We start from the raw sequence: 25,233 nt of genomic DNA on the forward strand, positions 1-25,233 counted from the left end.
AGTGGTGAGTCAACCGTTGGTGACACTCGATCGGTTGTCTCCGAGCGTTTTCCCGATGGAGTTGCGGGGCAAATCGAGGCAATCGCCGACGAATTAATGCAAACTCGGTACGGTGACGCGAATTGGCATGAGCGGAGATAGACGTCCACAAATTTTTGCCCATTGCTGGAATCCCGAGAAACAGTATTCTTTGTGGATTCACACGCAGCAAATTGAACGTTTATAACGTATGATCTGCGTGCGAATTGCAGCTTCACCATCAAATCAAAATGGAAGGATTCATATGAAGACGCGCATTCCACTGAGCCAGGCCGAAGAAGAAGCCCGTTTGCGACGAGAGCGGCTCGACCTGAGCATTGCCGAGATGGGATTGTCGGTCCGGACGACCAACTGTCTCGAAGAAACCGGAATTTTGACCGTCCGGGATTTGCTCAACGCGACTCCTCGTCGATTGTTGAAAATCAGTAACTTTGGCGAAAAGACGTTGGACGAAGTGTACGACGCGTTGGAGCAACTCGGATTTTTCCGTCCGGGCCGTCAGGTTGTGACCTCCAAAGCCCACTAATCCCGCGGCTAAATTCTACGTGAGACGGTCTCGATCAGTCTGGCAGTGGCGTCCGTGGAGCAAGAAGCTCGGACGGCGGCTGCGTACGGGGCCGTTTCGGGGCGTCCTCGGTGAGCTCGCGTTCTACCTGAGCCTCATTTTTGCCGGTGTGTTTCTCTTCACACTGGTGCTCGTTGCGCAGTGGATGGTTCCTCGGATCGGGATTGACCTCCCCGAGGAGGCCCGTGTGGTGCTGGACTCGGATTTGGCACGCGGGGGCGGTCATCACTGGGGGCCATGGATCGTGGCGATCATCTCCGTCGCTGCAATCGGGTCCGGTGCATTCGGTCTTGGTTACCGTTTGATGCACCTCGGTTTCAGCCAGGAACGCATTTCGGCCCAAAAAGGCCGACTTTCTCGGTGGAATTCTGCGTCCGCCGAAAATCAGGAGGAAGAATCGATTGCGTCGGCTCCGCAGACCGATCCGAAGGCGTCGGATGAGTACCCGAGCCTGCCGGCGGTGCCCCGCGGAACGGTGCTCGATGAGAGTTTGGGGGAGCGACTTCGTTATCGATTGGCGTCGGTGTCGACGGGACGATGGGCGATCTTCGGGGCGGCCTCGTTGGCGCTGATATGGAACTCGGTCTGTGTGGTTCTTTTGGCGGTGGCGATTTCGGGATGGTGGTATGACCGCCCTAGGCCTGTTTTGGCGATGCTGCTGTTGCCCTTCTCCGGTGTAGCGATTTGGGCGCTGAAGTCCTTTCTGAGGAAGGTGCGGCAGATCGCTGGGGTTGGTCCGACGGTGGTGGAAATCAGTGATCACCCGTTGGAGCCCGGCGGCGCGTATCAGCTTTTTGTTTTGCAAATGGGGCGGATGCGGCTGCGGAGTTTGCGGGTTGAACTGGTTTGTGAAGAGGAGTCATTTTTCCGGCAGGGAACCGACGTTCGGTCCGATCAACACGTTGCACTTTCGAAAGAATTGCTGGCCGAAGGGCCGGTTCGTGTTGACCCGCTCACCCCCTGGGAGCAACAATTGGAGTTCGAGCTACCCGCCAATGTGATGCATTCGTTCAGTGCGACGAATAATTCGGTGAGGTGGCGATTGATCGTTTCAGGAGAAGCCCGCCCTTGGCCATCGTTCTGCCGAAGTTTCCCGCTCGTCGTCCATCCGCCGCTAATGGTTCCACCAAACAGCCCGCGGTGAATGTGACGTTATGTCGTGACGATGCGACATACGCGGCCGGTGGGGTTTTGAAGGCGAGTTGGCGTGTGAGTCGGGTGAGTCTCGACGAGATCAGTAGCGTCGAGGTTTCGGTGTTGTGGTACACCGAGGGCAAAGGTGACGAAGATCTCAGTGTGCACTACTTCCGTCGTTACGATGCCGCTCAACTGCGAGAACGAGGCATGGTCGACAGTCAACCGATTCAGTGCCGGTTGCCGCCTTCGCCGCTGAGTTATCGCGGTCATTTGCTTTGCATTCAGTGGGGCATCCGGGTGCGTGTCTTTGTCGAAGAAGGACGCGAAGCGGTTGCCGAACATCCGTTCTACATGGTTGCTCGCAAGCCTGACCCGACGGTGATAACCGAATCCAGTAGCAACGAACTGCCTTGTCTCGAGCAGATCGCCAAGACGCCGTTGCACCGCCGTTTGCCATCGGTCTTAAGACGTTGGCGATCGCGTCAGGGAAACACCGCTTCCTGAGTGAGTGGTGTTGTCTTTGAAAGCGTTTGGCTTTCGAACCCTGTTGATTCCTGAACGTAGCTGTTGATTCGGTTCAGGGGTTCTGGATGGGTTTTGTATCGCCGCGACGTTGAAGCTGTAGGAAAATCATCAGCGACAATCCTGCCGACGCGAAGATCAGGCACATGATCATGATCTGGTACCGAGCGGCGATCAGTGGCGAAACGCCCGCGAGGACTTGTCCGGTCATCATGCCCGGGATTGAGACAACACCCACGGCGTAGAGGCTGTTGGTAATTGGAATCAAGGCAACGCGAACGGCCTGGTTGGGGTCGGCAGCGTGTTCTGCTGGGGAAGCGACGATGGACGTGGTGGAACTGTTTGATGGTGTGTTGGTTTCTGACTCGAGTCGCTCGATTGCGAGAGAGAGTGCGTTCATGCAGTTGGAAAACGTCATGCCTGCCAGAGGAATCAATACCCGCGGGTTGTACCAAGGGTCCACGTTGAGAACCCCCGCAGTGATCACCGCGAGGGTGATTCCGCCGCCGAGGACGATTGACGCGAGGACCTGAAAGTACAACGACCACGGTCGATCGGCGGAGGTGCGAATGGCGATCGCGGAAGCGGCGAGCATCATCACGCTGAGCGTAGCGAGGCTGGTCCATGCATGTTTTGATTCGAACAAGAACACCAACACGTAGCCGACGAGCGAAAGCTGAATCAGCATCCGGCCGAGTCCTTGCAGTGACGTCACGATCCGGTGTCCGGTGCCGTATAGCCACAGAATCAGCGCGAGCACGGGGATCAGTGCCAGGGCAAGGCGAGGAAGGGAGATGGGATCAGCCATGAGTTTGGTTCAATTGGCGGAGCGTTCGAACAATTTGGAGTAATGTCCTGCCGCGTCGTCCGTCTAATCACCAGATCAGCGTTTTTTCCGCATTTGCCCTCGTGATGCAAAATGAACGCTCCCAAGCAACGTCGCGGCGAGGGCGTTTGGGAGGTTCGTCTTGTTTTTCCGATCCGGTTGTGCCTTGGGGCCGTAGGTGTTCTAGCCCAATTCGAAATCGTGCGGGAGCACACGTGCAGCAGGAGCCTTAGATCAAGGCCGATTGGAACGGGCCGGGCACGGCAGTAGTCAGACTCCTTGACGGAATGGGCCTTTTTGAGTCGTAATGAGGGCAATGCGCACTGATCTGGATCGCCAACGATTGCACGATGACCTCCGCGGCCTTGTCGACGGGGAGGTTTTGTGTGATGACGTTTCCTTGCAACTGTACGCGTCCGATGCGAGCGTCTATCAGATCCGGCCTTTGGCCGTCGTTCGGCCGCGTTCGGCCGCTGACATCTCGGCCACCGTCGTGTATGCGGGGGATCATGGTTTAACGATTCATCCCCGTGGCAGCGGAAGCGGCGTGGCGGGGGAATCGCTCGGGCCGGGGATCGTGTTGGACATGTCGTGTCATCTCCGGCGGGTGTCGCTGCAGGAGGATGGGACGACGGTCACAGTGCAGAGCGGGGCGACGCTCGCGAGTGTGAATCGCCTGTTGGCTCATTCGGGACGATGGTTCGGCCCGGATCCCGCAACGCGAGCAATTACTACGATGGGCGGAGTGATCGCGACCAATGCGTCGGGCAGCCATTACCTGCGAAGTGGTTCGGCGCGGGATACGGTGGAATCCGTCCGCGTGATCAACGCCAGCGGAGAGCTCGTTGAGTTCGCCCAGCACGCTCCCGAAGAGTACATGCAGTCGCCGTCACAGGTCGGTGGAGAAGGCGGGATCGCGTATCGCAATCGGGTCGCACGCGGGCTGAGGGAAATTCGCAACCAGTTCGTCGATGCCCTGGAATCGCATTCGTTTCGGTCCCCGGCGAGCAACGGGTACCGCCTCGATGACTTCATGGATTCGTCGGACGTTGTTGACCTGGCTCGCTTTTACGCCGGTACCCAAGGGACTCTGGGGGTGATGGTTGACGCGACCGTCCGCACCGAGTTGATCCCGGCTCATCGTGGTGTCGTGCTGCTGTTCTTTCGGCGGTTGGATTCGGCGATGCGAGCCGCCGTTTCGGCGTTAAGTCACGGCCCGATCGCTTGTGACGTCATGGATCGCCGGTTGTTACAGATCGCACGCGAGGGCGAGAAACGTTTCGCCGACTTGGTGCCTCGCGAGGCAGAAGCGGGCATGCTCGTCGAGATACAAGGTGAATCTCTCGGTGACTTGTATCATCGACTCGGGATTTTAAGACAGACGCTCGCAACGGGCCCGGATGCCGCGTTTGCTTCCCAGGACACGGTGCAGAATCAACTGCGTGATTTATTTTGGGTTTTGTTTCGACGGGTGATCCAAAGACAATACCGGGTGCCTGGTCGAGCGATGCCTTTGCCGTTTGTCGAAGACATCTATTCGCCACCGGAAACGTTGCCGCAGATGTTAGTTGCGGTGCAGGATGTGTTGAAACGTTTTCAAACAACGGCGACTGTTTTCGCGCACGCGGGTCACGGTCAGTTGCACGTGCGGCCAATGTTGGACCTCGCTAAGGAAGAGGACCGTCGTCGGGTTCGTCCGTTAAGCGAAGCGATCGCGGAAGTGGTTTGGCGCGAGGGCGGGCAGATCGGTGTGGAACATGCGGCGGGATTGAGTCGTTCCTTCTTGATGCCGACGCAGTTTGGTGATTTGTGGCCGGCGATGGGTCAAGTCAAGCGACTGTTTGATCCACAGCATCGGTTCAACGCGGGCAAGTTATTTGGTGCAGTGTTGCAGAAGCCCGACGAGAACCTGCGTCCGCTCAATCACACGATCGAAATTATCGAAGCGGGACGAAGCGTGTTGCCGCTGCGAAGAGGGGAAGATCCGGCGACCACGTTGAGTGGTTTCAATGCGGCGATGGAGTCGCCGAATGCGACAGCGGCAGCAACGCCAAGTACAGACGAACCGTCCGAGAACGCGGCGCAAGAAGACGTTGTCAAGGAACGAGGGTTGGCCGAGTCGGCTGCGTCAAAGTTGGTAGCCTCGTTGATGCCGCACGAACCGCCTCCTCAGCTAGAGGTGTTGCAGCAATGGCCGGGAAGTTCACCGATCACAAACACAACCCGTCAGTGCAACGGTTGCGGTCGTTGCCGGTCGCATAGCGAAGGGGAACGCCAGTGCCCGATGTTTCGCATCTCGGCGGTGGAAGAGGCATCGCCGAGAGCGAAAGCGAATTTGCTGCGTGGAGTTCTCAGTGGCGCGTTGAATGTCAACGAGTTGACAGGGGAACGAGCCAAGGCGGTCGCGGACCTTTGTTTCAATTGCCATTCCTGTCGCGTGGAATGTCCCGCCTCGGTTGACATCCCCAAAGTCGTCGGCGAGATCAAGGCTCAGTATGTTGCGACCAACGGGATGCCTTTGTCGGATTGGTTGGTTGGGCGGCTCGATGTGGTGGCATCGATCGCTTCGAAAGTGGCGTCGATCTCGAACTTCCTGCTGCGTCGACGTTCGATGCGTTGGTTAGGCGAAAACCTGTTTGGCCTTTCGGCCGCTCGAGATATCCCGAAACTGTCCAACGAAACGTTTGTGCGTTACGCGACGAGGCGACGTTGGCACAAATCATCACCGCACGGCGGACTGAAAGTCGTTTACTTTGTCGACCATTTCGCGAACTACCACGATCCCGAAATCGGGCGGGCGCTCGCCGAGATTTTGCTGCACAACCGAATCGGTTTTTACGTTCCGGTTGGACAGGGACTCAGCGGGATGGGGCGGATTACCGGCGGCGATTTAAAAGGGGCCAGACGTGTGGCTCGACGCAACGTCCGGATTCTCGCCGATGCGGTTCGACAGGGTTACACCGTTTTAGCGACAGAACCTGCGGCCGCGTTGTGTTTGAAACACGAGTACCCGAACCTGCTCGACAGCGAAGACGCTCACCTCGTTGCACGGCACTCGCATGAAGCGTGTGAATACCTTTGGTCGCTGCACGAGGAAGACCGTCTCGAGTTGGAGTTCCAACGGATTGACCACCGCGTCATTTATCATCAACCCTGCCACAGCCGTGTGCTCGAACGGGAGTCGTCGGCGGCACGATTGATGCAGTTGATCCCGGGAATCGAGGTCGATACCGTCGGCAAGGGCTGCAGCGGGATGGCAGGCACCTGGGGGCTGCAGCGGAAAAACTATCGGAATAGCCTTCGGATCGGTTGGCCGATGATCTCTGCGGTACGTCGTGCTGCCGATGCCGCGCCGGCCACCGAATGCAGCGCTTGCAAATTGCAGATGGAACACGGTGGGAACTACTCCGCCGTGCATCCATTGAAATTGCTCGCACACGCTTACGGACGGATGCCCCGTCCCGTTCTTCGCGGTGAGTCGTCGCCTGCGTCATCGTCCCCGGTTTGATCAACGCACTGCACCGGCTACCAAGGTGTGCAGCACTCGCGTCGATCAAGGGAAGTGGAAACAGCGGTCGCTAAGATCGCGGTGGTCGCACATCCTTCGTGGCACCAGCACCGGTTTGTGAGGCGCGACGATTTTCACGTTGAATGGCGTCGTAGACTTCTTGACGGTGCACCGGGATGGCTTGTGGTGCCTCGATGCCAAGGCGAACTTTATCGCCACGGATGTCGACAATCGTCACAACCACGTCATCACCAATCATGATGCTTTCGTCGCGGTGTCGGGAAAGGACGAGCATAATGTCCTCGGTTTGATATTTCTGGAGGGAGAATCAGTGGGACCAAATTGGTTGGAATTCTGATGCGTTCGGTTCGGCAATCCTTGCCGTGATCTGCATTCCATCGCAACAATCGAACGAGGTCTCTAAAGTGGAATCAACACAATGTCGATTCCGCCTCGCTAAGAGAGTGATCGTCCCGATGACATTGCTTTGTCCAAGATCCGCTGAGAAGGTCCACACGTACCGGTCGTGCGGGTTCGCGCTATTAGCGAGCAGATTGCCAAAGAACCGTGCCAATGCGGGCAGTGGTGTCACGTTCGCCGGCTGTGACACGCGGACCGGATCGAGAGGGCAAACGATTGCAGTGGGATCGTTTCCGCGTGAAGAAACGAAATCGAAACGCATCCGCGGTGCGCCGATGCGGATTGCCTAAACAGAAGGCACGTGGCCGGCGACCGTTCCCGAGATATCACCGTTCGCGGACTACGTGCAGGAAATGCAGAAAGCCGACCGGCATCCGCCAGGTCGGCTTTTTGTTTTCGTTCGGTAGATCCTCTGTTTGCGAGCCAAGAAGGCTCGCGATAAAGCAGCGACTGTTCTAGGCAGCACGAACCTGCGAGACGGGCAGTGGCTCGGCGGCCGACCGTGCTGCGGTTGGAAGTGGTTGCCGCAAAGGGCGGTCGTCATTCGTGATGACTTGGCATCCCAAACGCCGGTCGAGGTTGATCAGCAACGGAGCACGAAGGTTCGTGGTCAACTTGCCGACATGACCGGCGACGGTGGTCATGATGTAAACTTCCGAGCCGCTGGTCAGGTGCAGTCCGGCAAGGTCTCGGCGTCCGACGTGCACTCGATATTCAGGAAAAAAAGCACGTGGGCTGACGACTGCCATCGCCCGGTCACCACGAGCGGCGGATTGCAACCATGCAACTGATTCGTTGTCCGGATCGGGAATCAACGCCCATTGATGAAGTGACTCCATCCCCACGAGACCCTGTGGGAAGAGGAACAGCTGATCGGCGTTGAGTTCAAGTGTGCCGAAGCGATGTGTGTCGATTCGCATGGCTGAGTTCCGATGGGACAGGGTTCATGCACGTGGTTGAAACTATCTTCACGTCTTTCATCGGCAACACCTTTGCCGAGAGATAACCGAAACGAGCAAATAATCCGAAAAAATCGTCACAACCGGCGCGTTGCTCAGAGCGGGCCTATTTGGGAAAACGGTTCGCCGAGCGCCCGCTTCCGTGACAACCTGTTCACCGCACTACGGATCAAAGGTAGTTCAACACCGTCAGGTTAGATGTTTGCCCGATGAACCGCATGGACGCTTCCAAGGCGGCTTGCCGGGCCCCGAGTTCACTGATCACGGTCGCCAAGTCGGCATCGAGTTCGTCGGACATCTGCGCTTGCAAGAGCACGTTCTCGTCCTCCATCGCGGCTTTGGTCTCGGCCAAACTCTGAGTCCAGACACCCACTCGCCCCCGCGTGCGACTGCTCATATCGAGGTCGCTGTCGAGCTGTGTTTGCAGTCGACTGATTTCGGGAATATCGCCTTCGCGGACCGCTTTTTCCAGACGCAAGAGTGTGTCGACTGCCCCGCCTGCTTCGCGGGGCCGATAGTCCTGGCCGGTCAATGTGGACGCGCCGATGTTGACCTGGGAGGTGGCTTCGCTTTGCCCCTCTTCGATCCAACCGAGGTAAACCCCTGCATCGCTCAGGCCGGGCTGTGTCACGCGAATCGGTCCGGCGCCTGTGGGTGCGGTCAACTCCAGACCGTTGCCGACCGAGTTGAGCGAAACACGGACTCGCAACGTGTCCTGGTTGTTGGGGTGATTGGCGATCAGGTCCATGACATCCTGGATCGTTTCAGCACCTTCGAGTTCGAGTTCGAGTTCAACGCCGTCGGGACGTGTGATGACGACGTCGGCACCGTTGGGATTCAGGCTCAAGCCACGACCGCGGGCTAGATCGCTCAGCAGTGTTTCGGTGTCTGCGGTGCGGATGCCGAGTTCCGTGGCAGCGATTCCACCGTTTTCACCAATGCTGTAGTCGACGCCCGAGTACAGACCGGAGAGATCGATGTGTCCTTCGATTTCATCGAGTGTGGCGTGAACACCGGCGTCACTTCGATTGATCGCGATCAAGACGTCTCCGATCGTTTCGGCTCCGTCAAAGTCGATCGTGAAACTCTCGTTTCCTCGCTGAATGACAATTCCGTTGGTGAGATCCAAACCGGTGCCGTCACCGAGATCGCTGATTTTCGTGGACGAGGTTACACGCGGCGACAACCGGTCGCCGACGATCGGTGGCGAACGGTAGCCCAGCGGATTGGAAATCCCCAAATCGTGTGCGAGGGAACTGCCTTCGGCGTCGATCACCGCGAGCGTTCCCGGCAGTGAGTCCGCGTACTGGATCGAAATGGAATCGCTGCCCAGGTTGATCCCGAGCGGACGGCCGCCGAGTTCCACGGTGCGAAGAACATCCACGACATCTCCGATCGTGGCCGCATTTTGCAGGTCGAGTTCGACGTGGTTGTCGCCATCGGACAACGTGATGATGCCGGGGCTAACGCCGATGCCTTGCCGCAGGTCGACTAGGCGAGTGTCCTCATCAATGGCGGCGTTGAGGGCGTCCCCGGTTTGAAACGTCCCTCCGACGCCAATCGCGGTTGCTCCCGTGACGGTGAATGTTTCCGGTGAACCGTCACCGACTTTGGTTTGCCCGATCGCGCCGGTTCCACTAAACAGGACCGTATCGTTGACATACTGCAGCGCCGCTTCGTTTTCTAGCACGCCGCCGAGCAACTGGTGATCGTTGAACATGCCGTTTCCCGCCGAAACGACCGATTCCATGTTTTGCCGGATGGTCATCGCGAGCGCTTCGCGTTGGTCTTCCGAAAGCACGCTCTGTGCGGCTTCGACGGCCACCCCGCGGGCTTCGATTAACGCGTTGTCGACGCGATTCAGCACGACGTCGGTCGATTGATAAAACGCCTCGGTGACGTTCGCGTTGCGGATCAATTGCTCGCTGTATGAGATCGACCGTTGGTATCCGATCGCACGGCTCGCCGCGGCCGGATCGTCGCTCATTCGCAGTACGCGACGCCCCGTACTGAGTTGGTCGTACTGGCGTTGGATCGCGAGTTGATCGTTGTTGAGTTGATACAACAATCGTTGGTTGGTCAGAGGCGTGCTGACGCGATTGGTTGTAACGGGAAGGAGAGCCATCTGCTATGCGAGTCCATCGTCGTTGAAGTGGAATCAAGCCGCACAGAACGTACAAACGATCCGCCGTATCGATTGCGGTTGGCAGCGTCTCTCGACGCAATCCGTTACCCGGCGTAATCCAAACAAATCTTAAAACAGCACGGTTTCCTCTGTTATTTCGGCATTGTGCCGGGTCCAACTCAAGTCCAAATGATTTCGCAATTGTCCAAACATCGTGCTGTTGACTACTTCTCGCGCGGTTTGAGCCCGTTGTGTGTCGCCTCGGCGGTGGTTGGGTTTTCCGGCCAATGATGTTTCGGGTAACGTCGCCGAAGCTCTTTTCGAATTTCGCCGTAGGTGTTCTTCCAGAAACTCTCGAGGTCTTCGGTGATTTGTTGCGGTCTCCGGTTGGGGCCGAGCAGATGCATCTGAACGGCGACGTTGCCTCGTAGGATCCGCGGCGTTTGAGGCCATCCGAAGCACTCTTGGATGCGGGCTTCCATCCACGGCGGGCGATTCTCCGCGTATCCCACTCGGGCGCGATTGCCGCTCGGCAGCGTCAGGTGAGTTGGAGCTTCCGATTGAACAATTTCCCAAAACTCATAGCCGACTTTTCCGATGAGGTAGTCTGTCCACGCAGCACGACGTAGTTCGGCAAAGGAGCGTCGGCCGTGACACAGTTCTCGGCAAACCTCACGACACAGTTCGTCGACGTTGCTAAACGGTGGGGGCTCGTCAAGGCAGTGTTCGATCACCAAACGGATGCGATGCAGAACGTTTTGGAATTCACCTGAGTTTCCGCGAGCGTTCTCTGGGTAGACTTTCTCGAGTTGCCCGATCGCTTCGGTGTAAAGACGTTCGCTTGTCTCCGGATTCTCTTCGCACGTGATCGGAGTTTCACTGAGGACGAGGTCCGCATACTTTTCGACGGCCCGACACACTACGGTTTCCCGTTTTGCATCAAAGTCGACGGAAACCTCTTTTTGAAGGGAACCATTCGGGAGCCAAGATTCGTCAATCGATACAGCACCTCGAACGCGCGACTCGGTCGCGTTCCCGTCCACGTCGTAACACAGCAGGAGTTTGGAGTCCTGGGAAAGGTCCGGGATTCGTTTCAGCCCCAAGACACCTCGACGTCCCACCATCACGCCACGATCTTCATCACCGTCACGTCTAACGACAACTCGATCCGGGTACGCCGCGAGTAACGCTTGTGCCACGGCGTCATGGTTGGAGGTAGATTTCGTATCACTCGCTGCGCCGCAAGACGTTTCCGGGGTGAGCGATCTTTCGAGAGAGCGTTGGATTTGACGTGCGGCGTTCAGATAGTTTCGTCCCATTGATTTCGGACGTGAGACGACGTGCTGCATCTTTTCGGCGAGGGAGAGTTCCGACCAACGTGAGTCTTGATTGTCGATGGGATCGCGTTCACTCATCAGAGCCGCGCCTGCGGCAGCGAGTTCCGTTCCCAACAACTCACTCGCGGTGATCGCAAAGCGGGAAACGCGGGGGTGCAGTGGCAAAGTGGACATCACGCGACCGACGCTCGTGATTCGATTGGCGTCTCCGATCGCGCCGAGTGCGGTGAGCAAACCGATGGCTGCTCGGGCTGCGTGTTCCGGCGGTGGTGTGAACCACGGGAAATCTCCTTCGAGGTCTTCTCCGAGAGTCGCGAGCGTTAGGAATGCGGATGACAAATCGCTGCGTGAGACTTCAGGATTGTCGTAGAGGTCGCGTGTCCGGTGCGCCGCCGTTGACCACATGCGGTCACAGGTTCCGGCCGACGTTCGCCCGGCCCGTCCGGCACGCTGATCCGCCGACGCGATCGAGATCGGTCTCGTTTGCAATCGAGTGAGTCCGAGACGTGTGTCGAGCATCGGCGTCTTGCTGAGCCCCGAGTCGACGACGGCGGTAACCCCGTCCACCGTCACGGAAGTCTCGGCAATGTTCGTCGAGAGGATGATCTTCCGCGGTGCCGAGGGATCGTTGCGAACGGCATCGTCCTGCTGTTTCGGCGTGAGAGACCCGTGTAAGGGAACGACAGAACGCTCATCGGCGAGCTCGGTCTGACGCAGCGCCTCGCCGACACGGTGAATGTCAGCCACGCCTGGCAAAAACACAAGGACATGGCCGTCTGTTTGCTGCGCCGCGCCGCAGATAAGAGGCGTGATCGATTGTTCCAGGCGTGCCCGAGGATCAACCTGATGGTGTTGAGTCTCGACCGGAAAGCTGCGTCCGTGACATTCCAACGACCGTGACGTGACGCCGAGATAGTCCGCAATCGGCTGGGGGTCAAGCGTTGCGGACATAACGATCAACCGCAGGTCATCGCGAAGTTGCGTTCGCAGTCGGTGCGTGAGTGCGAGCGATAGGTCGAGTTCCAGGCTTCGTTCGTGAAATTCGTCCAGGATCACGCAGGCGGTCTTTTCCAACAACGGATCCGAACGCATTCGCTGCAGGAAAATTCCTGTCGTCATTAACAGCACGCGTGTCGAGTTGCTTTCTTTTCGATCGAGACGGACGTGGTATCCGATGGTTTCGCCGATCGGTTCGTTGAGCGATCTGGCGAGATACTCGGCGACGCTACGGGCTGCCAAACGTCGCGGTTGAACAACCCAAATCTGCCCCTCGTCCCTCTTCATCGCGTTGGATAGCGCCAAGGGGACACCGGTCGTTTTGCCGGCACCCGGTGGAGCTTTGAGAACTACCGGATTTTCTGCCGTGACCGCATCGACGAGTTGAGGCAGTACCTCATCAATGGGCAGCGACGGGCGTTTCATACGGTGCGTGGTTCGCGAGGCAACAAGCGATGAGAGAGACTCAGTGCAGACCCGTCGCGACGCGACCGCGTGACGCGTCTAGGAAGATCGTCATGCCGCTGACCGTGCACTCGCGGTGAATTCTACGACCGGGCGGTGACGGGGTGAAGTGCCACCGGTTGGGAAACGCTAGAGGCGAGCAGGCGGTTTATCGATCTCCTCGCATCGTCAAGGTCAACCAACCTTGGCTGACGTTGGCGGTGTCGAAATTGAGGTGCCCAAGGCGATCGCCGGGGGCGTCGAGGTCAAAACCGTCGAGCGTGTTTTCCTTTGGGATTTCTTTTTTTAATCGTCTCGCGACCACGTTCTTCATGGTGTAGAAACGGATTCCCGCCCGTTTGGTTTCCGGCGGCGTGACTTTGGGGTCACCGAGCATTTCGAATTTGACGTTCCCGGCATCGATGCGAACGTCATAACGAACGGTGAAATTCACCGCGATCGGGCTTGCTCGTCCGACTTGGAAGCGTTTGCAGCGTACCATCAACTCGAGCGTGTTGTCTTCGAAGCGAGCGGTGACGGGGAGGTCGCGTGCGAGTTCGATCAAAATGTCGTCAGGCATTTCAGCGGCTTGTTCGTCCGTAACCGGCAATCCGATCGATTGAACCAACGTTGCGAAATCAGAAATGGTTTCACCCGCCAACATTCGCTGGGCCAAACGTTCGACAACCGATTCGTGCAATCGAATCGTGATGTCAGGAGCCGAGCGTGCCGAATAGATCGGCAGGCTGGGAACCACCGTTGGCAGTGCCAGCGGTGGTGCACCGAGACCAAAGCCACCGTTCAGCGTCATGCCGATTTCGAGATGGGATCCGGTGCCGGCGAAGTTCAGATCAGACGGACGGACGTCCGAACGATCCATCGCGGCGAGGACGTCTTCTTTGAAGTCCATTTCCGCCTCGAGAATCTCTTGAGTAACGTCTTCCATGAACGCAGTCGAAAAACGCTCGACGGCTCCCTTGTCGAGCTCCCGTTGTGATTCGGGTTGTTTCTTCTCGATAACGTTGGTGGCGATCTTTCTGACCAAGCGGCTGCCGATCCCGTTGCGTCGTGTGGAGACATGACGCGTGCGCAAATGTGTCGACGAGGAGGTTTGGATTGGTAGAACGATAAAGCGGTCTGTTCCCAAAATGACCGGCGTGTAACCGTTCACGCGCGTTTGGCCAATCAACCCGAACGAAACCGGACCGTCGGAACCGTTGAGGGTCGACTCGATATTCCCATCAAAGACAATTTGGCATTGTGGACGTGCCTGCCATGAAGTCACGTCCACAGATGAATGACCAACGCCCCATGAGATCGGTTGCGATGACTCGGACGGAACCATGTAGGCGACGCCGGTGACCAGGGCACGTCCGTGAATGCGGCGACCATCCTCGCACTCGTCGATCGGTTCGGTTTCGCGAATGGGGCGAAGGGTTACCTTTCGCATTGCCGCCGCAGAAACGTTGATTCGCAGGTTGGGGCGAGACCACAACGCCTTCGCTACCGGTGTCCATTCGGTCGCCTGAGCGTATTGGTCCATCCACGAAGCGAGCGGTTGCAGTGTCCGGTAGAACGTTTGGTCTTCTTGATGGGGCGTCATCAACAATTCGACAATGGTGTCCCGTCGTGACCGGAATCCTTTCTCCAGCGTCGCGTCGATCATCAATTCACTCGTCAGCACCAACCGCTTGATCGATTCACGGGCGCCGGCGATCGGCCCCCGCTCGAGTCCTTGATGTTTGCCCATCATTCGCGCCGCGAGTTCACGAATCGTTTGAAACTGGTCGAGATAATCTCGTTGTGTATCGGTTAGCTGGAGATCGCGATCATCAAAATCGATTGGTGGAAACGTGGGGGCCGGGATCGACGCAAGTTGGTCGTTGAGTTCCTGCAGTTTGAGAAATCGTTTCCATGCGTCGGCGTTGGAACCGTATCCGAGGTATCGGTCCAAATCCGTGACAGCGTTGATTGCGCGCCGCCGGTCCGATTCAAAGTCTTCCGTGGTGGGTCTGAAATAGGTTGCCTCTGCGATGCGGTTCAGTTCAAACGATTGTCCGCCCGCGAGAGAGGGTTCGGCGAAGAGACTCGCGATGAGCAGCAAAGGGGCGAACGCCCACCGAAAGAGAAATGGCAAAACAGGAATTGGAGAAACAGGATGACGTGGTGTACTCATGATGATAGGCCGAGGTGGTTCACATTGGCGTCGGGCAATCGATGACGCGATCGAAAACAGGCGTGTTGATGTGTGCTCGATGAGGTCTACGGTGAAGCGGAATCCTCATCGAATACAACCGCGAAGATCTCCCATCCGGTTTCAGTGTTGCGGCTGATGACGGCAAGGTTTTTAAGGAATTGACGTGCGAAGTCATACGACGGCAGGACACTGAAATCGATCTCATCTGCAATCCGGCTTCCCGCGTTGCGAGCGTCTTCAGAAACGTCTTCTGTGGGTTCACGTAGGAAGATCGACCGGAGAAGAGTTGCGTAGATGCTTTCGACGTTTTCGAGCCCGCGAATACCGCTCGACTTGAGAACCTCGTAGGTCTTTTTCACATCACGATCCATGCGTGCGATTGAGACACCGAACGATTCTGGTGCGCGTTCTTTGGAGACCACCTGATCGAAGATGCGGTAAACGTCGGTTTCGGCGAGAGGTGACGCTTGGCGTCGCAGGAGCATTTTTTGAAGGGTGGAGGCGTGGGTGCAGAACCACAACCGGCCGTCCGCAACCGTCAACCCGGCCTTGGAAAACGGAGTGGTGTCTTCGTCGACAATCAGTTTGATCTGCCACATCTCGTAACGTTTGCCGGGCAAGCGGATCCGTCTGGCCTCGGGGTCGCCGACGAACAGGTTGTACATCATCGATGCGACTGATTTTTCGTTTTTGGCGGGGTCTTGAATCTCGATGGAGACGACGGTGGATTCGTTATTCTGTGCCGTGTCATTTACTGAATAGATCACCAGTTCAGGACCGATGACGGGAAACAGCCCACCGAGCAGATCAACATTCAATTCGTTTTTGAGATCTTCCATGGTGCCTTCGAATGCACCGGGGGCATCGGTGACGTCGTCATAGACGGCTTCTGCATTGGAGATCATTTGGCCAAGGTTCCAACGAACCAACGTGGCGACGTTCGCTTCATCGCTCAGCCATTTCGGTATTTCGAGCGAGCCAGGTTCGAACTGAAACATCTCCAACGCCTCTTCGCGAGTTGGAGCGTGGATGAGCGTGCGTGATTCGAGGTCACCGGTGGTCGGGTTGATCCATGCGCGTCCCGCGATCGCTTGCAAACCAGGGAAACCGTGCCGCATCGGAAATGGAATGTTCGAGAACGGTTCCTCGTTTGTCACAGGATCGCTCGGTTGATCGCTATCGGTTTCCGAGGCTTTCTCGCTCGCGACCGCGTAGGCGATCGGATCGAAATACCAACGCAGCAACGAGGGAGGAGCTTCTCGAAATGCAGAGATCGTTTCGGCAAATTCGTTTTGCTCGACGAGGCGTCGGTTCTCACCCGGCGATGTATCACTCGCTTCGTTCGAAACGGTTGACGAGTGCTGTTGCCATCGGTTGACTAAGTTCGCCGCAACGCCCGCGTCACCGCATAGCATGGCGCAGGATCCGAGTGTTCCGAGCACCAACTGCTCGTCCATGATCGTGAGTTCGAGTTGCACGGTACCCGGCGTGTCGGGCGACTCTTCTTCGGCACCGCGTTGTTTCAGCAACGTCGCGGTCGCGTCGATGAAGGCGCCCGCCGCAGCTTCGTTTGGTGTTTGAACGAAACAGGTGACTGACATTTCGCCCTGTGTGGTTGTCAGCCCGGCGATGATGAACTCACCCGAGATGTTTTCATCGATGGTGTGATAGTCGACACCGTAGGCGTCAATGAGAAACGAAGTGCTTCGTTCTTCTGTTTGTTCACGAAACCGTTTCATCTCTTCGGATGCAAACAGTCGCAGCATCGGAAGGTTATCAAGACCGTCAACGGTGGTTTCCCAATCCGGAACACTCAACCAAAAGATGGTGTCGTCGGGAAGGATCGAGGTGATGGATCCGTTGAGGTCGGCGACCGTGGTGTCAACGGTGCGGCCGGCGGGTTCGGCTACGCAAGTTGAGGTGAACGCGTGAGTGCTACCCCAGACCAGGAGCAACGTCGTGAAGAGCGATATCGCGGCAGTGCGGCTTCGGTCCAGGGGCGGAAAGACAAGGAAGCGAGACATAGGAAAGCTCAGCAAAACATATCAGACGGGAAACGAGGCGATCTGTTGCTAACTAGTATCCAAACGGAGGTGTTTTCGCCTATGGGGAGTCTTCGAACGGCCCAAAACGGTCGGTCGCAATTCTCCGGTAGAGGGAGGGTAATTGATCCGAGTTGGGAAGGACAAATTTTTCGACAATTGCCCGCGATTTTTGGACGTCGTCGTTTTTGACCTGCTGCATGAGGGCGAAAATCAAGGCAAAACCGGCCGAGAGATCGTCGTCCTCGAGTTTCTTAGCCAATTTGACGAAGGAGTTTTCATTCCAACTGCCGGTGAACGCGGCCAAGACAAAGGCCATCTCGTTCCACCCGATTCGCTCCTCCTGAAACGCGGACATCAAACGTTCACAACGGTCAAACGTGATCTCGTCGAATTCCGGGTACTTCTGGAAAACGGATTCGCCGCCCATCGTCAGATGCACGATTGCTTGATAGAGGATCAACGTGACGCCGCCGGTGTTTCCTTCCATCATTGGAATTTGATGCAGCATGGTGGCATCGGAGAAGGCGCGGCCCCGTGGGCCGGAGAAACACTTTTCGGCAACGGTTTCGATCCACTCTTTGGGGACCTGTTCGCTGTTGAAAATCATGTTGCGAACGGCCACGTCACTGAGTCCGGATCCGGCGAAGAGTTCGTCAACAATTTGTTGCCATTCGACTTCAGTGTAGCCGTTGGTACGTGCGGAAAGCACCGGTTCGGGAGTTTCGGTTTCCAGGACCATCATGGCCCCCTTGGCGGAGACGATTGCCGCCGGATCGCTTCGCCAGGGCCCCCAGTTTCGACGTCGTCCTTTCAGCCAGACTTCCTCGGCGGCGTCCAGTTCGCCGCGCCGTTCGTAGAGTATGCCGAGGATCGCACATGCCTCGCCGTAGTGAGTCGGGTGTAATCCCTGAGGTGGCGTTTCGGGGTTCACGCGTTTGAGGAAGTACTGCAGGTCTTCAATCGCCTCTTGGTCTTGCGCGGGATCTTCTGCGTAAATCAACCGGGCACGCTCCGTGAGCAGGGGCAACCTGTTGACCGGGATGAGTTCGCGTTTCTCTCCGATCGCTCGCGACAGCAGTGCTTTGCCTTCGTCAAAGGTGCCATCAAGAATGTGGAGCCAAACGCGGTCGCGAATGATTGTGATCCAATCGAGCGTGTCAGAGTCGGGATCGTCCGCCATCTCTTCGATGAGGCGATCGAGGATGGGAGCGGCCGCTGCACTCTTTTCGCTCTGCGACAATTGCCAGTCGTATCGGATCGCGTCGGACTTTCGCCAATACGCAAGCCGCCGCCATCGCGGGTTGTTACTGAGCAACTCGATGACCCCGTCGAGTTCTTCGAGGTCGCCTTCGTTGCCGAACAGGACGCGCGTGCGTTTTCCGGGACGGAGCAACTCTTGCGTGAAGGACTGTCGCTCGACCTCGGGGATGAGAGACTGCACGTCTTCGAGATCGTAATTCACTCTCAGCCGGGTCAGTACCCAGTCGGCTCGCGAGCGTTCATCGGGGAGACGTAGGTAGTGCAAAAAGAGCTTCACGCCGGCGTAGAGATACCACTGACGAACGTTTTTGTTTTCGACGCCTTCCGGGGCAAAGTCTTCCACGATGCGTCGCAGCACGATCGGGTACTCGTCGGGGTCTAAGAACTCGAGCGTGAAAGCGGACTTGGCGAGGGCCTCGACGTTGTTGGGGAGTTGTTCGTAGAAGCGTCGGGCGGCAACGAAATCACCTTCGGCAAAGGCTCGGTCGCCCTGTTCGATCGGATCAGCCGCGAGAGAAGAGCGATTCGCGACCGGATCAGACTCGCTGCGGGATTCGACGAAGCGGTTGACGCTTGCTCGGTCACGTTGGGCTTCAACAGAAACTTCAACGACACCCATGTCGGTCGGACAGATCAACCCGATGCGTCCCGGTTGATCCGGCGGGATCGGAAAGAGATCCTCGAATCGAATTTGCTGGTCGTCGATTTGAAAGGTCAGCAGGGTTCCACGTTCTCGGCGGGCGGTCAATTTCGGAAGACGGTCGTCGCCTTCTGATGACTGCGATAACTTGATCGGCTGCACCCGCAGGATGTCTTCGTTGCGAATGATAAACGCCATCAAACTGTCCCGGCGATTGGCTTCCGCGATGCTCGGTCGAGAGTCGTTGTCGTAGATGGGGTGGTAACTCTGATCCGCGATCAGAAACCGGTAGCCTGAATTTTCATAAACCGAATCGGGTGACTCTGACAACACAATCCCCACGCTGCGGGCTACAGCAATGTCGCCCGCGAATCGTGTGGAAACTTGGACGTTACCCGGAGGAGTGTCGAGGATCGACACAAACTCTTGGTCGTTTGCGTGTTGAGTACGGGGCGGGATACCGTGCTGGGAGACAAACAGTTCGTCGTTGAGTTCCGGTAAAGGAATGGAGTACCACTGCGCGATGCGGTCCTTCGCGAGACGGCTCAAACGATCGACCTCGTCTTGGAATCCGGGGAGGTCTGGATACGGGAATTCTTTTCCGAACCGGTCGACTTCGTGAACCAATTTGGCGTGGAGGTCGCGGTTCATGCGTTGACGCCCCAACTGTTCGATCGCTGCGGTCCAGTTCCCGAGCAGCGACATCCGGCGGTTGGTGTCTTGGAAGTCGGGCGTTTCTTTTCTACGGAGCGTTTCAATCTGGTCGATCGTGTTTCGGCTCGAGTCAACGTTCGTAGTCGGCGGCGTGATCGAGGCGACTGCGAGATTGGCATCGCGTTGACGCTGTGCCTCAGCATGAATCGCGGTATCGAATTGCTGTTCGAGTTGGCTGATTTGGAGATAACGCCGAGTCCGATCGAGCGTAGATTGGGTCACGATGTAAAAGGCAGTGGACAGCAATGTCAGCATCATCAACGAGATCCCAGCGGTTGCTGTGATGCCGCGGTGTTTCCTCATCCAACGACCGGCGCGATCGGCGATCGTTTCGGGAACCACGCTAACCTGTTCGTCGGCCAGTTCGTTTTCGATGTCTTTGGCGAGCAGTCGGGCCGACGCGTACCGTTTGTCGGGATCGACCGCCATCGCGGTGAGGCAGATGGCATTGAGTGATTTACGTGTCGCGGGGCGTACTTCGATCGGCGGGGGGATGTCTCCTTGTTTGATTCGGTTGAACAACTGAGACAGGGATAGCCGTTCGTTGGTTGTCAGCGGGGCTGAACCGGTGAGTATGTGATACAGCGTTGTGCCGAGGCAGTAGATGTCAGTGCGAGGTCCGATGCGACGGACATCTCCGGCGGCTTGCTCAGGAGCCATGTAGTGTGGCGTACCCACAGCGCGTCCGTCGCGAGTTTTTCCTTGCCCGTGTTCGTGTTCGAAATCGGCGAGGTATGCGGCGGATCCAACGTCCTGGTCACTCAGTCGATTGCTGTCTGAATCAGGGACACCAATCTGCTTCGCGAGTCCCCAGTCGACGACCAAAGTTTCGGCATACTCACCGAGCATCACGTTGGCAGGTTTGAGGTCGCGGTGGATGTAGCCACGCGAGTGAGCGTAGTCGATGGTGTTACAGACGCTGATAAATCGATTCAGGAGGTCACGCAGTCGACGGTCGAACGTCGAGGCGTCGGGTGACTTATGAAGTTCCGTGATCGCGTCGTCCATCGCGGTGCCCGAGATGAAACGCATCGCGTAGTAGGGGCGACCATCGTGATGCCTTCCCAATGCATAGACCGGCACGATGCCGGGGTGTTCCAACCGGCCGGTCACCTCGGCTTCGAATACGAATCGAGCTTGGCTTTCGGGAACGTCGGCGTAACGGTCTTGAATTTCTTTGACTGCGACCTGACGTTTCAGTTCGGTGTCCTGCGCCAAAGACACCTGCCCCAATCCGCCTTTGGCATGCGGTCGCAGAACGCGAAATCGCAGCGGCGACGGGATCGATCGATTGGGCGTCGCCGAAGTGTTGCCTGGTTCAGGGACATCACCGTGTGTGTCGATCGATTGGTCTACCCGTGTGCTGTATTCGGATTGCAGTCTCTGTGGAGTGTCCGCTTCGATGGCTTGATCGGGAACGCGTGTGGAGAACGCATCTGATTCCGCCGGTGTGTTCGGTGGGGTTTCTTCGGGCACTCGCGTGGAAAACGATTGGACTTCTGATTCATCTGGTTTCATGAGCCATCAGATAAGTCGGTGGAGTGTTACTCGAATAGGCGTGAGTTGACCGATTGGAATTCTGAGTGCCGAAAGGGTCTGTGTCAAATTTGCAAGTTGAACGCATTGTCCAAGGCCGCAGACGGCGCTCTGACGCGAATCGCGATCGGTGGTGCGGCCAAGCCTCGTCGCGATGTCTGAATTCCGCGATGACTGAATTCAATGTCCGGGTTCAATCTCAAAATGCCATTTTAATGTCGTTCAAGGACAGGCAACATGTTTGATTGCGCTGAAATGTTTGAGAGTCGATCCTTCCGAATAGAGACTTATTGCTAGATATTGCTACATGATTTCATCCTTTGGGGAGCAGGCTGATGCCGAGGCAGTTCAGGCGGTAGTAAGCGTTTACTCTGCCGGTCAGAAAAGAATCAGCACCGAGATTACCGGCAGCATCGAGGTCGGGCGACAACGCCGAAACGAACCATTGCCGTTCTGCGTCGATGGGCAGCAACCGGTGCGTCGATTGATTGTCGCCGACCGTCTCGATACGCAGATTTCCCGATCGCATCTACGAATTACGCCGCAGGCCGATGGGGAGGTATTGATTCAGAATAGCAGTCGAAACTGTCGAATCACGATCGACCCCGGTCGCGAACTGATGCCGGGGAAGACTTGCTATGTGCGTGGTAGCGTGCGTTTGCATCTGCATCATGTGACGATCGTGGTGGAGTTGCCCAAGGTTTCCGATCGCATGATTTCGTTGGGAACGCCACGACCGCTCGTTGGTATCGGTTCCCAATTTGTGGAGATAGGGCCTGGAATTGATTCGAGTGTGGAGGAACGCGTTGAGGCGAGCGAGGGGGCGAACACTGGTGAGGGAACCGGCTCATATCCGCGTGAAGAGGAGGTGGCTCCCGGCGCTATCGAGCGGAATGCACTGGTCGATACCCTCGGTTCGAGTTTCGATGCCGAGCAAGGCGAGCAGTTGATGCTTTGGCTGAGAACGATCGCCAAGTTGTTCTATTCCGCGACGACGAACGACCGTTTTCTCGAAGACGCGTTGACCGCGATGGATCGCATCATCGGATTCGAAGTCGCGATTGCTTTTGTGAGAGATCAATCGGAATGGAAGACGTTGTGCTGCCTCGTTCGCGGTGACGTGGTCTCTCCGGTGAATAAGTTGGTCGACGTGTTTGATGCGGCGATCGCTGACGGGGTGAGCAAAGAGATGGACCGGGTCCTCGGACGCGTTGTCGAGTGGGGGCAGGCGGTTTTGTACCACGCCAAGGCCGACAACGAGGGGGCGCCAGCGCATGCGATTGTCGCTGCGCCAGTTATGGACTCACCCAGCGAGGTTGCCGGGATGCTGGTTGGATTTCGGCGTCGGGCGCCAACCCCGGTTGCTCGCGATGAATTGATCACGCGACTCGAAGCGAGTCTCGTCGAGCTCATCGCGAGCGGAATCCGCGTGGAACTTATTCGTCGCCAAACAGATTGATCGCGTCGCCCACGTGTGCGGATGCTTGATAGGCGAGCAAGGCGTTGAGCAGTTCGATTGCCATTCGAGATTCCAGCGTGACGCCGGCGCGAACGCCGACGCACGGATCATGGCGACCTTTGGCGAGTTCAAACTCGATGTCGCGTAGGTTCTTCGTAACCGACTGCTGTGGCAAGTTGATCGTCGACGTTGGTTTGAAACCGACGCGTGCCACGAGTGGGCTGCCGGTCGTGATCCCACCGATCAAACCGCCGTGCGTGTTGGATTGGTATCCGTCATGACGGATCGGATCGTTGTTGGCACTGCCGGTTCGTTCGATCACATCGACACCCGAGCCGATCTCGCACGACTGGACCGCGTTGAGTCCGCCGAGGGCTCCCATCAAACGAACTTTGAGACTTTGGTAGAGTGGGTTGCCGAGTAGTGGCGGGACACCGACGGCAACGACTTCGACTGCGGCACCGAGGGAGTCACCCCGTTTGCGAGTTTCTTTGATCGCTTCACCGGCTGCCGAAGCAAACTCGGTATCGATCGATGGAATTTCTGCGGAATCGAGTGTTGAGACGATTTCGTCTGCGTTTTTGATCGATAGGTGATCGGCGAGCGTTTTGGATGCACGCAGCGTTCCGACTTGGCTGATCGACGAAAGGATATGAACCCCAAAGAGTTGTTGCAGGATGATTCGCGCGACACTGCCGCCGATCACGTCGCTGATCGTGCTGCGGTAACTCGATCGTCCACCGCCGCGGATATCAACGAAACCTTTGGACTGATGGTATTTGACGAGGTCGGTGTGTCCCGGACGAACTTCGCCATTGGGACCGGCAAATTGGGTGTAGTCGCCCGACTTTTTGCTGGTCGACAGAACGATGGCCGCGATCGGTTCACCGGTGGTGAAGCCGTCTTCATAGCCTTCGGTTTCGAAGGACGCGCCATCGACATCGACGGATAGTTTGGATCCGCCGAGCAGCACGTCGACCTCGTCACGGTACAGCCCCGACAGGAAAACGACTTTGTCTTTTTCGTTGCGGGGCGTTCCGTGTTTGTTCCCACCGGGCCGACGACGATCCAGGTACGGTTGCACGTCGGCGCGGCGGATGCGATGACCGGGCGGGCAACCGTGAATGATCGTTGTGACGGCGGGGCCGTGTGATTCACCGGCACCGGCGACGGCGTAGTAGGGGCCGCCTAGGACTTCCATTGCAGCCCGGCCCCGGCGAGACGAGAGGCGGTTTCCGCCATCAATGCATCTTCGGCGGCTTCGTCCTCGGCCATGTACGTGACGCTGAATCGCAGGAACGCGCCGGCGTCATCCCAGGGCACCGTGACGATTCCGAACTGTTCAATGAGGAATCGTGTGGCGTCTTCGGCCGCGGCGAACGTTTCGCCCGATGCGGAGTGGGTCGGCGATTTCGTGTAAAGGAAGTACGTACCGCCGGGCACTTCGGCTTCGAAGCCCGCGTCCTTGAGAACTTTGACGAGTTTCTCCATCCGGCGACGGTACTTGGCGCGAATCCGTTCCGGGATTGAGTCATCGTCGAGTGCGGCCGCTGCGGCCTTTTGCGTGGCGATAAACTGGCCACTGTCACTATTGTCTTTGACGTCCGCGAAGGCTTGAACGATGAGCGGATGTCCGGCGACGAATCCCATGCGCCATCCGATCATGTCGTAGCCCTTGCTCATCGAGTGGACTTCCACACCGACGTCGAGGGCACCCGGGGTTTCGAGGAAGCTCTTCGGTTTGCCGTCGAAGGTCAGCATGACGTGGGCGGCGTCATTGACGACCACGAACTCTTTTTCTTTGGCGAGTTTGACGACCTTCTCGAAGAACTCGGTCGGTGCGGTGCCACCGGTGGGCGAGTTGGGATAGTTAAGCACCATCAACTTGGTGCGGCGATAGATGTCGTCGGGAATCGCATCGAGATCGGGCAGGAAATTGTTTTCCGCGAGCAACGGCAGTTTGTAAACGTCGCCGCCGTAGTAACGCGTGTGGGTTCCCGCCACGGGATAACCCGGAACGGTCATCATCGTGATGTCGCCGGGATTGATGAAACAGGCCGGCAACATTGCGTAGGCCGGTTTGCTGCCGATGCAGTGATTGACCTGAGTCGCCGCGTCGAGTTCGACGCCAAAATGACGCTTCATGAAACGTGCGGCGGCTTCCTTGTATTCCGCGACTCCGTTGTCGGCGTACCCGCGATTTTCAACGAGGTTGATTTCTCGTTGCATGGTGTCGCGAATGCTTTGGTCGGCCATCGAGTCGTTTTCGCCGATGCCGAAATCAAGCAATTGGCGATCGGGATGGTCGGCGAGTGCTTTGCGTTTGGCCCGTTTGATCTTTTCGAATTTGTAGATCTCGGTTCCCTTGCCGTAGTTGGCCCCGCCGATGCGTTCGGCAAAGAGGGATTGAAAATACGGGTCGGTGGACGAAGTTTGGGATTCGGCAGGCGCGGTCGACATGAGCGAATGGGGCGACAGGGGTGCGAAAAGGAAAGGATTCAGGA

General features: G+C 57.3%; 15 protein-coding genes. 5 read left to right on the forward strand and 10 right to left on the reverse strand.

Going from position 1 to position 25,233, the window contains the following annotated elements; genetic code table 11:
• Nucleotides 1-283: 283 nt before the first annotated feature.
• The 3 genes from RSSM_RS04225 to RSSM_RS04235 are packed head-to-tail and all read left to right on the forward strand — an operon-like array spanning nt 284 to nt 2,245.
• Nucleotides 284-565 carry a DNA-directed RNA polymerase subunit alpha C-terminal domain-containing protein gene (locus RSSM_RS04225; RefSeq protein ID WP_008674900.1) on the forward strand — a complete coding sequence of 94 codons (282 nt, stop codon included), beginning with the start codon at nt 284-286 and terminating at the stop codon, nt 563-565.
• Between the two features lie 19 nt (nt 566-584).
• Entirely contained in the window at nt 585-1,748 is a 1,164-nt protein-coding gene (locus RSSM_RS04230) for a hypothetical protein (RefSeq protein ID WP_008674902.1), read from the forward strand.
• The gene (locus RSSM_RS04235) at nt 1,745-2,245 is read left to right on the forward strand and encodes a hypothetical protein (protein WP_008674903.1); all 501 of its coding nucleotides are present in this window, start codon (nt 1,745-1,747) and stop codon (nt 2,243-2,245) included. Before RSSM_RS04230 ends, RSSM_RS04235 begins: the two co-directional genes overlap by 4 nt.
• 73 nt (nt 2,246-2,318) lie before the next feature.
• Here RSSM_RS04235 and RSSM_RS04240 read toward each other — a convergent pair whose 3' ends face one another.
• Nucleotides 2,319-3,071, reverse strand: a complete 753-nt coding sequence (locus RSSM_RS04240) for an ABC transporter permease (RefSeq protein ID WP_044301072.1) — start codon at nt 3,069-3,071, stop codon at nt 2,319-2,321.
• A gap of 334 nt (nt 3,072-3,405) precedes the next feature.
• Here RSSM_RS04240 and RSSM_RS04245 point away from each other — a divergent pair, with 334 nt between their 5' ends.
• Entirely contained in the window at nt 3,406-6,597 is a 3,192-nt protein-coding gene (locus RSSM_RS04245; protein ID WP_008674907.1) for an anaerobic glycerol-3-phosphate dehydrogenase subunit C, read from the forward strand.
• Nucleotides 6,598-6,667: 70 nt separating this feature from the next.
• On the opposite strand, the gene csrA is transcribed toward RSSM_RS04245, so the two are convergent.
• From csrA to RSSM_RS04285, 7 genes are all read right to left on the reverse strand, one after another.
• Nucleotides 6,668-6,892 carry a carbon storage regulator CsrA gene (csrA, locus tag RSSM_RS04250; protein ID WP_008674908.1) on the reverse strand — a complete coding sequence of 75 codons (225 nt, stop codon included), beginning with the start codon at nt 6,890-6,892 and terminating at the stop codon, nt 6,668-6,670.
• Nucleotides 6,893-7,472: 580 nt separating this feature from the next.
• Complete coding sequence (gene fliW / locus RSSM_RS04260; RefSeq protein WP_008674911.1) at nt 7,473-7,937, reverse strand: flagellar assembly protein FliW; 465 nt, start codon at nt 7,935-7,937, stop codon at nt 7,473-7,475.
• 208 nt (nt 7,938-8,145) lie between these two features.
• Nucleotides 8,146-10,101 (reverse strand): flagellin N-terminal helical domain-containing protein, encoded by a 1,956-nt coding sequence (locus RSSM_RS04265; protein ID WP_008674913.1) that lies wholly within the window; start codon nt 10,099-10,101, stop codon nt 8,146-8,148.
• A gap of 224 nt (nt 10,102-10,325) precedes the next feature.
• Nucleotides 10,326-12,860, reverse strand: coding sequence for an ATP-dependent helicase HrpB (gene hrpB / locus RSSM_RS04270; RefSeq protein ID WP_008674914.1), 2,535 nt, complete (start codon nt 12,858-12,860; stop codon nt 10,326-10,328).
• A 187-nt stretch (nt 12,861-13,047) separates the two neighbouring features.
• Nucleotides 13,048-15,054: a hypothetical protein gene (locus RSSM_RS04275; RefSeq protein WP_008674916.1), complete on the reverse strand. Its 2,007-nt coding sequence runs from the start codon at nt 15,052-15,054 to the stop codon at nt 13,048-13,050.
• A gap of 86 nt (nt 15,055-15,140) precedes the next feature.
• Nucleotides 15,141-17,099, reverse strand: a complete 1,959-nt coding sequence (locus tag RSSM_RS04280) for a hypothetical protein (RefSeq protein ID WP_008674917.1) — start codon at nt 17,097-17,099, stop codon at nt 15,141-15,143.
• Between the two features lie 79 nt (nt 17,100-17,178).
• Nucleotides 17,179-21,252: a serine/threonine-protein kinase gene (locus RSSM_RS04285; RefSeq protein WP_008674918.1), complete on the reverse strand. Its 4,074-nt coding sequence runs from the start codon at nt 21,250-21,252 to the stop codon at nt 17,179-17,181.
• A gap of 325 nt (nt 21,253-21,577) precedes the next feature.
• Between RSSM_RS04285 and RSSM_RS04290 the strand changes: the two genes are divergently transcribed.
• On the forward strand, nt 21,578-22,729 hold the full coding sequence (locus tag RSSM_RS04290; protein ID WP_008674922.1) for a hypothetical protein: 1,152 nt from the start codon (nt 21,578-21,580) through the stop codon (nt 22,727-22,729).
• On the opposite strand, the gene RSSM_RS04295 is transcribed toward RSSM_RS04290, so the two are convergent.
• Both RSSM_RS04295 and RSSM_RS04300 read right to left on the reverse strand, forming a co-directional pair.
• Nucleotides 22,707-23,930 (reverse strand): chorismate synthase, encoded by a 1,224-nt coding sequence (locus RSSM_RS04295; protein WP_008674924.1) that lies wholly within the window; start codon nt 23,928-23,930, stop codon nt 22,707-22,709. The two genes, RSSM_RS04290 and RSSM_RS04295, sit on opposite strands and share 23 nt — an antisense overlap.
• Nucleotides 23,918-25,189 carry an LL-diaminopimelate aminotransferase gene (locus RSSM_RS04300; protein ID WP_008674926.1) on the reverse strand — a complete coding sequence of 424 codons (1,272 nt, stop codon included), beginning with the start codon at nt 25,187-25,189 and terminating at the stop codon, nt 23,918-23,920. The genes RSSM_RS04295 and RSSM_RS04300 overlap by 13 nt, the downstream gene beginning before the upstream one ends.
• Between the last annotated feature and the right edge of the window lie 44 nt (nt 25,190-25,233).

The organism is Aporhodopirellula sallentina SM41, from assembly GCF_000346505.1.
Lineage (GTDB): Bacteria > Planctomycetota > Planctomycetia > Pirellulales > Pirellulaceae > Rhodopirellula > Rhodopirellula sallentina.